10 protein-coding genes and 1 pseudogene are annotated in these 10,631 nt (G+C 65.6%); 6 read left to right on the plus strand and 5 right to left on the minus strand.

Annotated elements, in window-relative coordinates; all coding sequences use genetic code 11:
* Window positions 1–106 precede the first annotated feature (106 nt).
* Entirely contained in the window at window positions 107–1,318 is a 1,212-nt protein-coding gene (locus ACFHWY_RS26790; RefSeq protein WP_416583031.1) for a methyltransferase domain-containing protein, read from the minus strand.
* A gap of 69 nt (window positions 1,319–1,387) precedes the next feature.
* Window positions 1,388–2,167, minus strand: coding sequence for a cyclase family protein (locus tag ACFHWY_RS26795; RefSeq protein ID WP_416583032.1), 780 nt, complete (start codon window positions 2,165–2,167; stop codon window positions 1,388–1,390).
* A 163-nt stretch (window positions 2,168–2,330) separates the two neighbouring features.
* On the opposite strand from ACFHWY_RS26795, the gene ACFHWY_RS26800 reads away from it, so the two are divergent.
* From ACFHWY_RS26800 to ACFHWY_RS26815, 4 genes are read left to right on the plus strand one after another with little or no spacing between them, the layout of a single operon-like run.
* Entirely contained in the window at window positions 2,331–3,536 is a 1,206-nt protein-coding gene (locus ACFHWY_RS26800) for an acyl-CoA dehydrogenase family protein (protein WP_416583033.1), read from the plus strand.
* A gap of 17 nt (window positions 3,537–3,553) precedes the next feature.
* Entirely contained in the window at window positions 3,554–4,159 is a 606-nt protein-coding gene (locus ACFHWY_RS26805; RefSeq protein ID WP_416583034.1) for a dTDP-4-dehydrorhamnose 3,5-epimerase family protein, read from the plus strand.
* A gap of 14 nt (window positions 4,160–4,173) precedes the next feature.
* Window positions 4,174–5,067: an NAD-dependent epimerase/dehydratase family protein gene (locus tag ACFHWY_RS26810; protein ID WP_416583035.1), complete on the plus strand. Its 894-nt coding sequence runs from the start codon at window positions 4,174–4,176 to the stop codon at window positions 5,065–5,067.
* Window positions 5,064–6,497, plus strand: a complete 1,434-nt coding sequence (locus ACFHWY_RS26815) for an NDP-hexose 2,3-dehydratase family protein (RefSeq protein ID WP_416583036.1) — start codon at window positions 5,064–5,066, stop codon at window positions 6,495–6,497. The genes ACFHWY_RS26810 and ACFHWY_RS26815 overlap by 4 nt, the downstream gene beginning before the upstream one ends.
* 51 nt (window positions 6,498–6,548) lie before the next feature.
* Here ACFHWY_RS26815 and ACFHWY_RS26820 read toward each other — a convergent pair whose 3' ends face one another.
* The gene (locus tag ACFHWY_RS26820) at window positions 6,549–7,658 is read right to left on the minus strand and encodes a DegT/DnrJ/EryC1/StrS family aminotransferase (RefSeq protein WP_416583037.1); all 1,110 of its coding nucleotides are present in this window, start codon (window positions 7,656–7,658) and stop codon (window positions 6,549–6,551) included.
* A 1,064-nt stretch (window positions 7,659–8,722) separates the two neighbouring features.
* Between ACFHWY_RS26820 and ACFHWY_RS26825 the strand changes: the two are divergent.
* Both ACFHWY_RS26825 and ACFHWY_RS26830 read left to right on the plus strand, forming a co-directional pair.
* A pseudogene (locus tag ACFHWY_RS26825) lies at window positions 8,723–8,902 on the plus strand (AfsR/SARP family transcriptional regulator); the annotation flags it as partial.
* Between the two features lie 81 nt (window positions 8,903–8,983).
* Window positions 8,984–9,529 (plus strand): AfsR/SARP family transcriptional regulator, encoded by a 546-nt coding sequence (locus tag ACFHWY_RS26830; RefSeq protein WP_416583040.1) that lies wholly within the window; start codon window positions 8,984–8,986, stop codon window positions 9,527–9,529.
* 73 nt (window positions 9,530–9,602) lie between these two features.
* Here ACFHWY_RS26830 and ACFHWY_RS26835 read toward each other — a convergent pair whose 3' ends face one another.
* Window positions 9,603–9,929 (minus strand): transposase family protein, encoded by a 327-nt coding sequence (locus ACFHWY_RS26835; protein ID WP_416583038.1) that lies wholly within the window; start codon window positions 9,927–9,929, stop codon window positions 9,603–9,605.
* A 202-nt stretch (window positions 9,930–10,131) separates the two neighbouring features.
* Window positions 10,132–10,359, minus strand: coding sequence for a helix-turn-helix domain-containing protein (locus ACFHWY_RS26840; protein WP_416583039.1), 228 nt, complete (start codon window positions 10,357–10,359; stop codon window positions 10,132–10,134).
* Window positions 10,360–10,631: the final 272 nt, after the last annotated feature.

The following is a 10,631-nucleotide window of genomic DNA, read 5'->3' on the forward strand; positions in this document are numbered from 1 at the left end:
TTCGTTGCACCGCAACGGATCCGGGCGCGTCTGGACCGCTTGACCACATCGGCCACTCCAAATGACTGGACCCTTACTCGGAAAGGCTCAGTGTGAACGGACGCCGTCAGGTGATTCTTACGTCCGGGACGTAGGTGATCCAGCGACCGCCAGATTCGTGAAATGCCTTTTCCTTGACCTGGATCTCCTCCGCGTGGTTCCATGCGAACAACACCGCGAAGTCGGGCCGGGTCTCGGCTAGTTCGGACGCCGGCCGGACGGGAATGTGCGACCCAGGCATGAGTCGGCCGTGCTTAGCCGGCGTCGTGTCGTAGACGACGTCCACCAGTTCTGGACCGATGCCGCAGTAGTTGGTGACCGTGGCGCTCTTGGCAGTGGCGCCATATCCTGCTACCCGCTTGCCTTCCGCGCGCAGCCTACGCAGCAGCTCCACCAGTTCGCCGCAGATTCGCTTCACGTCCGCGCCGAAACGCTCGAAGGTCGCCGGATCGATGAGACCTCGGTCGCGTTCCTCGGCGGCCAGCGCGTCCACCGCCGGGCTGACCGGCCGCGCGCCAGTCCGGGCGATGGTGTATCGCACCTCACCGCCGTGTACTGGCAGCCGTCGCACGTCCACGAGTTCGAAGCCGAAGCGGCGGGCGGCGGTGCGTACCGAGTTCACCGAGAAGAGGAAGAAGTGCTCGTCGTAGATCTGGTCGAACGTGTTGAGTCTGATGATGTCGCCCAGGTACGGGTCCTCGAACACAAACACCCCGTCAGGCGCCAGCAATGCCTCCATTCCTCGGAAAATCGAGCCCAGGTAGGGAATGTGGCAGATGGTATTCGCCGCGAAAATGACATCGGCAGGCCCGTCCGATTCGCGGATCCGGACCGCCGAAGACTCCTCGAAGTAGTCCGTCAGCACCCGTATCCCGTCGGCTCTGGCCAGGTCGGCGACCCCGCGGGACGGCTCAAAGCCCAGGTGCCTGATGCCCGCCTCGCGAAATGTCCGAAGCATCACACCGTCGTTGCAGCCGATCTCGACGACGAACGGATCCGTGCCGGTCAGTTCGGTGTCGAGGAAGTCGCGCGCGGTCTGCTCAAAATGGTTACGCATGCGCGCCGAGCCCGACGAATGGTACGGGTAGTCCGCGTGGAACATGCGGTCGCGCGGCACCTCGTCCAGGAGCTGGACCATGGAACAGTCCTCGCAGACTCCGACAGCGAGCCGGAAGAAGTACTCGCCGGACACCTCGTCAGCACGCAAGAAGGTGTCGGACAGAGGTTGGCGTCCGAAGTCGAAGAACTCGCTGACGGCTCCGCCGCAGATACGACACATGTGCTCTCCTCGTGGTCGGGCTGAATCTCACGCTGCTCGCCGTCCAGTGACGATCTTCACCACCAGGCGTCAGTCATCGACCATCGCCACTGCTCTCGCCCAGCCTGCGCCACCCTCGGTGATCTTGACTGGGAAGCACGCCACCCGGAACCCGTACGGGCTGGGAAGCGCATCGAGGTTGGCCAACCGTTCGATCTGGCAGTACTCCCGGTCCCGGCCGACGAAATGCGCGGGCCAGAGCACCGAGCGGTCGTTCGTCCGGCGGTACCGTGCGAGAATGTCGCCGAACGGTGCGTCCAGGCTGAACGCGTCCGTGCCGATCACCCGAACGCCCAGATCCAGCAGCAGGTGCACGGCCGGGCCGTCCAGGCCGACGAAGTCGGTGAAGTACTCCCGCGTACCCGCCCGGCGCGGCGCGCCCGTATGAAGCAGGACGATGTCCAGCGGCTCCGGCCGGTGACCGATCCGGTCAAATTCCTTGTTGAGCTCGTCGGCACCCACCGCGCCAGTGTCATGGCCGGTCAGGTCCAGCACCACGGCCGGTCGGAAGAACCAGTCCAGCGGCATCTCGTCTATGTGCCGGGGGATCCCGGTGCCATAGGAAGCTCGCGAGCCGTAGTGCGACGGCGCGTCCACGTGCGTACCGGTGTGGGTGGTCAGCGTCATCCGGTCCAGCGACAGAAACTCGCCGTCCGGCAACTCGTTCGGGTCGAACTCGACGCCGAAGTGCTCGCGCATCTCCGCGCTCATGTGCGCAGCACCCTCGCGCGGGGTGAGCACCTCGTGCCCGACCGGGTCGGGTTCAAACGACGAGGCGTCCACCGGTGAGGACAGGTCGATGAATCGCATAGCCACCTCCGGATACCGGCAACGTCCAGATGGTCGGCCGCTCGGCTCGAGAAGCGGCGGAGCTTCGCTCCAGCGCGACAGCGTGGCAGCGACTTTCGAGCCGAACTCGAACGACCCGGGACACCATCAGTCAGGAATAGCCCGATTGGAGGCGGCGCAAACAATGTCGACAGTGACCGCACATCATCGCGTGACGGGAGACCTCGTCCAGCCGGTGACCCAGCAGGGCGCCGACCTGCTCGACCTGCTGTCCGCGCACGTGCCGCAGATCCAAGCAGGCGCATCGGCGAACGATCGCAGCGGCAGGTTCCCGGTCGAGGTGTTCGAGAACCTGCGCAAGGACGGCGTTCTCGGCGCGACCGTGCCGGCGGAGCTCGGCGGCCTCGGCGTCGATACCCTGCACGACATCGCGCTCGCGCTGCGCCAGGTTGCGGAGGCCGACGCCTCCTCGGCCCTCGCGCTGCATATGCAGCTCAGCCGCGGTCTGACCCTCAGCTACGAGTGGCGGCACGGCTCGCCGGCGGCGCGATCGCTCGCCGAGCGGCTACTGCGTACGATGGCCTCCGGCGAGGCCGTCGTGTGCACGACGGTGAAGGACGCCGTAGCGCATCGGATCGTCAGCACGCTGATTCCCCGACCGGACGGTACGTGGTTGCTCGACGGGCGCAAGATGTTGGCCAGCATGGCCCCCATCGCGACGGTGTTCGTCATCTCCGCGCAGGCGGCCGTCGGCGGGGGCGTGCCGGCGCAAGCCGCCGCGGTCGTCGCCCGCGAAGCCGCCGGCCTGACCGTGCTGGATAACTGGGACGGCCTCGGCATGCGGGCGTCCGGCAGCGTGGACGTGGTGATGGACGGATGCGTGGTCAGGGAGGAGGACATCTTCTTTCGTGGACCCGTCGGCCAACATGACGACGCGGCGCTCGCCGGCCAGACGGTCAGTTCGATCACGATGCTCGGCATTTACATCGGGATCGCCTGCGCAGCACGCGAACTCGCTGTCGAGACGGTTCGCCGGCGCGGCGCCGGGCAGACGGGCCTGCGAGCCCTCGTAGCCGAGGTGGATGCGCGGCTACAGGCGATGCGGGCCACCGTCAGCACTGCCCTCTCAATGGCCGACGCACCGGCGACCGGGGACGCGGGTGACCGTGGCCGCCTACTCATGACGTCCTTCCAGCGGGCGAAGCTGGTCGTGAACCGTGTCGCTCCGGAGGTCGTGGGCGACTGTCTCACATTGATCGGCGGGGCGTCGTACGACGCGGGGCATCCGATGTCCCGGCTATACCGGGACGTCCGAGCGGGCTCGTTCATGCACCCGTACACCTACGCGGACGCGGTCGACTTCCTGAGCTCTCAGGCGCTCGACTACTGACAAGGAGACAGACCGGCATGCAGACACGTCACTTATCCGTGCATGGGGCATTCGAATTCACGCCGAAGATATTCCCCGACGATCGCGGTTTGTTCGTGTCACCCTTCCAGCAGGCGGCCTTCGGGGAGGTGACCGGGCGCGCCGACATCCCGGTGGCGCAGTCCAACCACAGCTGCTCCCGCCGAGGCGTGATTCGGGGCGTCCACTACACCGCGACACCGCCGGGAACCGCCAAGTACGTGTACTGCCCGCGTGGCCGCTCACTGGACATTGTGGTCGACATCCGAGTCGGTTCACCCACGTACGGCGAGTGGGACGCGGTGGTGCTCGACCAGATCGACTTCCGGTCACTGTACCTGCCGGTCGGCGTCGGGCACGCGTTCGTCGCGCTCGAGGACGAGACCGTCATGTCGTACCTGCTGACCAGTCCATACGTCGCCGAGTACGAGTTGTCCATCTCGGCGCTCGACCCGGTTCTGAGGCTTCCCGTGCCGCCGGACCTGGTCCCGGTACAGTCCGACCGCGACTCTGCCGCTATGACGCTGGAGCAGGCCCGGCAGCAGGGCCTGCTGCCGGACTACGAAGCCTGCCTACGGGTCGAGAGGGCGTTGTGGTCGGTGTGAATCGGGTCGCGGTGATGGGAGCCAGCGGTTGCGTCGGCCGGCAGGTATGCGTCGCTTTCGCCCGCTCGGGCCACAGCGTCCTGGCGGTAGCCCGGCGGCCAGCCGATCACCTGTCGGCGTACCGGTTCCGATCGGTGGATCTCGGTGCCGAGGCGCCGGAGCACATTGCCGAGATCCTCGTTGCCGAGTCGGCGGACGTGGTGGTCAACGCCACGGGCGGCTGGGGCACCACCGAGCAGGAGATGGAGGACACGCACGTCGGTCTGGCCGGCCGCCTGGTCGAGGCCGTGGCACTCGTGCCGCGGCGGCCGCGGCTCGTGCACGTCGGGACCATTCACGAGTACGGCCCGGTGCCTGAGGGGAGGCTGATCGATGAGAACGTCGAGCCGGCTCCACAGACGCCGTACGCCCGTACGAAACTGGCTGGCTCGGAGTCGGTCCTGCGCGCGGCCCGGGACTACCGGGTCGACGGTGTCGTGCTGCGCGCGGTGAATCTGTGCGGTCCGCACCCGGCGCGGCCGAGCTTCCTCGGCTATCTACTTCGGCGGCTGCGGGAGGCCGCTGACGGAGCCACGCTGGATCTGTCGATCGCGGACGCCAGACGCGACTACCTCGACGTCCGCGATGCGGCGGAGGCCGTGGTCCTAGCCGCTACGGCGCCGGTGACCGGCCAGGTGATCAACATCGGTCGCAACGAGGCAGTCGCCATGCGTGAGCTTGTCGCGCTCTTCATCGCGGCGGCGGGCTTCCCGCAGGAACGGCTGCGAGTACTGGACCGGCAGGTGCTCAGCAAGGGCGGCGACTGGACGCGGGCCGACATCCGCCTCGCCCGGCAGGTTCTGGACTGGCGTCCACGGATCAGCCTGGCGGAGTCGATGAGGGCCATGTGGGAATCGGAGAGCACGTGACGGAGCACCGTTTGCTACTGAAGCGCGACGATCTCATACCGACGCGGATCGCCGGGTCGGTGCTGGCACCGGCCGGCGGCCCGGACGCGTCAGCCGGCTTCCACCGGTGGCTGGCTGAGCTGGGGAGGCGCTCGTTCACCCGCGCCGAACGCATCCCGTTGGACGCGTTGACCGGCTGGCACACCGATACCGCGACCGGGGACCTGCGGCACGACAGCGGAAAGTTCTTCACCGTCGAGGGCCTCGACATCCACATGCCCGAAGGGCCGGTCACCCGTTGGAGCCAGCCGATCATCAACCAGCCGGAGATCGGTATCCTCGGCATCCTGGTCAAGGAGATCGACGGCGTGCTGCACTGCCTGATGCAGGCAAAGGCGGAACCGGGCAACTGCAACGGTCTGCAGCTCTCGCCGACCGTCCAGGCCACCCGCAGCAACTACACCGGGGTGCATCTCGGCAAGCCCGTGCCATACCTGGAGTACTTCCAGGATGCGGTGGGCCACCACATCCTCGCCGACGTACGACAGTCGGAGCAGGGCTCATGGTTCCAACACAAGCGCAACCGCAACATGGTGGTGGAGGTGACCGGGGACGTCGAACTGCTAGACGGCTTTCGATGGTTGACGCTTGGCGAGATCCACCGGCTGTTCCGTATCGACAACGTGGTCACCATGGACGCCCGCACGGTTCTGTCCTGCCTGCCGTTCGCGGCTCCCGGCCTGATCGAGCTGTATCCACCGAGAATCGACAGATTCCGATTGGCGCTGATCCGTTCGTGCAGCCAGGACGAGGGCAGCATGTACAGCCCCAATGACATCCTGAGCTGGATCACCGACAGCCGGACCCGCCGGGATGTCTACACCCGTCGAATCCCGCTCAACGCCGTAGATTCCTGGCACCGCAGCAAGGAGAAGATTTCGCACGAGCGCGGCCTTTACTTCGATGTCATCGGGCTCGACGTGCGCGCCAGCGGCCGCGAGGTGGCGCGCTGGACACAACCGGCGATCATGCCGCACGGGGTCGGCGTGGTCGCCCTGCTGGTACGGGTGATAGGCGGAGTGTTGCACGTTCTCGTGCACGCCCGGGCCGAACCCGGCTTCGTCGACGCCGTCGAGCTAGCGCCCACGGTGCAGTGCATCCCCGACAACTTCGACCCGCTGCCCGAGGCGGCGCGTCCGCGGTTCCTTGACTACGTGTTGCGGGCCGATCCTGGGCAGATCCGGTTCGACACCGAGTTGTCGGAGGAGGGCGGGCGTTTCTACCACGCCCGCAACCGCTACCTCATCATCGAGACGGACCTCGACGCGGACGCGCCGGACTTCCGTTGGATGACCCTGCACCAATTGGTGGATCTGCTGCGGCACAGCCACTACCTGAACGTCCAGGCCCGCAGCCTGGTCGCCTGCCTGCACAGCCTGTCGGTGGGCTGACATCGTCACGTACCCAGCGCCGCTTCGGCGCCGGGTACCTGGACCGACGTATCAGACCTCCGCGACGACGTTGCGGACAACCTCGATCACCCGATTCTGGGTGTCGGGGGACAGCGACGGGTACATCGGCAGCGAGAAGATCTCCTTGGCCGCGGCCTCGGTCACAGGTAATGAACCCGTGGCGTACCCAAGATGCGCGAAGCCCGACATGGTGTGCACCGGCCAGGGGTAGCTGATGTTCAGCTGGATGTCGTACGCGCGTAGCGCGTCGAGGATGGCATCGCGCCGTGGATGCCGCACCACGTACACGTAGTAGACGTGGTCATTGCCGGGTGCCACCTTCGGCAGCACGATCCCGGTGCCGGCGAGCCCGTCGACATACCGCGCTGCGACTGCCCGCCGGCGCTCGATGTAGGCATCCAGCCGGCATAGCTTGCGGCGCAGGATCTCCGCGTGGACTTCGTCCAGCCGGGCATTGTGACCAGGCGTCTGGACGACGTAGTAGCGCTCCTCCATGCCGTAGTATCTCAGGCGCTTCAGGCTGCGCTGGGTCTCGTCGCTAGACGTGATCACGGCACCGCCGTCACCGTACGCCCCCAGCACCTTCGTGGGGTAGAACGAGAAGCCGGCCGCGTCGCCCATGGTCCCGGCGAGCCGGCCGGCGCGGCGGGCGCCGTGCGACTGGGCGCAGTCTTCGAGGATGGCCAGGCCATGTTGGGCGGCAAGCCGCGCGAGCGGATCCATGTCCACACACTGGCCGTAGAGATGGACCGGCAGTAGGCAGGCGGTGAACTCGTTGACCGCGGCGGCCACCTGGTCGGTGTCCATCAGATAGGTCTCAGGATCGACGTCCACGAACACTGGCTTGGCGCCTACGGCGTTGATGGCCACCACCGTGGGTGCCGCAGTATTGGACACGGTTATCACCTCGTCCCCGTGCCCGACGCCGAGGGCCTGCAGTCCGAGCTTGATGGCATTGGTTCCGTTGTCCACACCGGTGCAGTGTGCGACGCCGTGGTAGGCGGCGAACTCTTCCTCGAAACCGCGCACGCTCCGGCCCAGGACGAGCTGGCCGGAGCGGAAGACCGAGTCGATCGCGTCAAGGATGTCGTCGCGTTCCTTCTCGTATTCTTCGAGGTAGTCCCAGACGTAGGTGGTCATAACTTCGTAGCGCCTCCCGCGTTTCGGAGCCGTCGGCGTCACACGCCAGCCAGCTGCACGTTGGTGTGGTCCAGGACCGCCTTTGGAGTCTCAATCACCTCGTCCGGGAGTCGATCCGCTGGCGGTCCTCGAGACGGATGACGAGCTCGTAGGCCGCGAGTGAGTCACAGCCCAGGTCGCCGAACTGATCGTGTCTGGTTCTGTCGTTCACCGCCGTCGCGCTGTCCGAGCCGAGGCATCGTCGATGGTCTCCTGTGGGTCCGCGATGGTGAATCGGCGCATGACGGCAGCCTTGTACCGCGCCCTAGAGCGGCGGTCGAAGCACGCTCTGGTGCCGCTTTAGGGGCTCTCGACCAGTCTTCGAGCCGATCGGACGATCCTGAACGTGTGGCCCAGGCGCTCTGGACAGCCCCTCGCCAGCGATGCCGACTGCTGGGAGTGGACGCATACCGGCCCAAGCGAGTCACGTCCTACGTGGAGATCCGCATGCAGATTGACTCTACCGAGGAGTGAGTTGAGAGGGGTCGGACATCCGTAGCCGGCGGTTTGCCGGTGCGGACGCGGACTAAACTCTGTTGGACATGGCGGTCACAGTCGGTGCGAAGGCATAGGTGGAAACTGGGTCCAGGCCGAGCAGGTTCGCTCATTGGAGGTGTCAAACACCACTAACCTGCACCATCCGCGAACCGCGACATCGAGGCCGCATAGGCGCTGGTCACCCGATCGGCTGGCTGCGCCAAAATCCGCTGTCGTACTGACGATGCGGACGGACGGACGATGTGCGATTCCCGATTCGAGACCACGGCTGCTGAGCCGCGGTGTGCACGTCGACCGCAACGTAGCTGGTCAGAGTGCTTCGAAGCGGCCTACTGGTGTCAATGAGCCAGGTTGGTCGGAGTCGGACGCGTCTATTGCACTACTCACATATTCGAATGTCAATCTTGTTCTTGGGTCGAACGGTAGTGTAGGGTCGTTGTGCCGGGCCAGTTTTGTCTGACTGCGGGGGTGTTCGAGTGCTTAAGAATATTGCCGAGTTCGGTATCCTGGGCCCATTGTCCTTAACGGTGAATGGCATAAACCATGCGCCGAGCGCGCCGAAACTCCGTAGCATCCTGGCAGTTCTTCTGGTATATGCCGGCCAGGCGGTGCCGGTGTCATCACTAATTCGCGAGCTGTGGGACGAAAATCCGCCGGCAAGCGGATTGACTACATTGCAGACGTACATCTTGAACTTACGGAAGTTGTTGGCGCGGGTAACCGGAATATCGGCCGCTGAGATATCGAAAAATGTTCTGGTCACCAAGGCCGGCGGTTACGTTCTGCAAGTGGACTCCGGAATCCTCGACGTGCACCAGTACCACTCCCTCGTGACGGTGGCCCGGGAGGCACTCTCCGTCGGAGACGACGAGACTGGCGTCCGGAAGATGACCGACGGCCTGCGGCTCTGGCGGGGTCCCGCGCTGGTGGACGTGCCGATAGGACCGGTACTCGAGTCCAAGCGCCGGCAGTTCGAGGAGTCTCGGCTGGTTGTCCTGGAGTACCTGGTCGACGCCGAACTGCGGTTAGGGATGTACCGCGAAGTGCTCACCGAGTTGGCCGCGCTGACTGTAGAGAATCCGCTCCACGAGGGCATGCACGCGCAGTACATGCGCGCGCTGTACTACAGCGGCCGACGTGCCCAGGCGCTTCAGGTTTTCCACCGGCTACGCGGGGATCTGGTCAACGAACTCGGTCTCGAGCCTGGGCCGTCAGTGCAGCGTCTACATCGGGCGGTGCTGAATGCCGAAGTCGTCGAGGACCAACTGTCCGTCAGCCGGTCGCTCGGCGACATGGTTGGCACCTCCGCTTGGGGCAACGCCAGGCAGTATTGATCGGGTGCCGAGAATTGCGCCAAGAGAAATTAGCTGAGGATGGCTACGTGACCGCAACGACACTGACGTGATCTCAACAAGAATCCGGTAGGTATCGGTATTCGAGATGGGTGAGGTGGAGTGCGGCGCGGATGATGTCGTTGAGGCCTCGTGGGCTGGTGGTGCTGTGGCGTAGTGTGCGCCAGCGGCCGGTGAGGATCGCGAAGCCGCGTTCTCCGAGGCGTCGCATGGATCGAAGGATCGCATTGTGGGTGCGGTTGTCGACGGCGAGGCGGTGGCCGTCGGCGGGTTGCTTGTACGGGGTGTGGATGCCCTGACCGGCGCCTTCGTAGCCGGAGTCGGCCAGGGTCGGCAGGTCCAGCGTCGAAGCGGCCCAGTAGAGCGCATCGGTGACGTCCAACTGGGGGCGTAGGTCAGGTCGTGCAGGTGTCCGGGCATCGTGTCCGAGGTCCAGATCGGTAGCCCGTCGGGGCGCATGATTGCCGGGATGTTCGCGCCGAAGTCGCGGTGTTTCCCGGAGTACCAGGCGTCGATGGTGTCGCCTTTGACGCTGGTGGTGGTCTCGGCGAGCCGGTCGGTGTCGAACAGTTTCCCGTCCAGGATCACGTGCGACCAGCCGTCGGTGGCGACCGGTTCAGGGCGTCGTGCAGGGTCGGTGTCTGCGCCGCAAGGACGCGTACGGCCTCGGCGACGTACCGGTAGGCGGTTGCCCTCGATACCCCGAAGCCGGCGCCGAGGGTGGTCTGGTCCTCGCCCTTGCGGAACCACACGAGGACCAGAAGTGCCTGGTAGAAGCACGTCAACGCCCTGGCTCGGCGTCGGGTTCCCACTGCCCGACGCTCGGCGCGAAGCAGACGCGCCACGTGGCGCACGAGTTCCCTGGGCACGTCGAGCCTGGCAGATAGGTGATCACGTAGAGCCCTCTCGGAGACTGATTCCGTCGCAAGAACCTGTCTACCGATGGCTCCACGTCCTCATCCCACGCTGTCCGCTATGGACGCTACGCCCGCCCAGATCGCGGCCTTCAACCATGCAGGGCCTGATCAAGTTCCGTGAGTGTCCGGGGTGTTGGTGATGCCCAGGATAGGAAGCGCTCGTCGGG

Source organism: Micromonospora sp. LOL_024 (genome assembly GCF_048060415.1).
Classification (GTDB): domain Bacteria; phylum Actinomycetota; class Actinomycetes; order Mycobacteriales; family Micromonosporaceae; genus Micromonospora.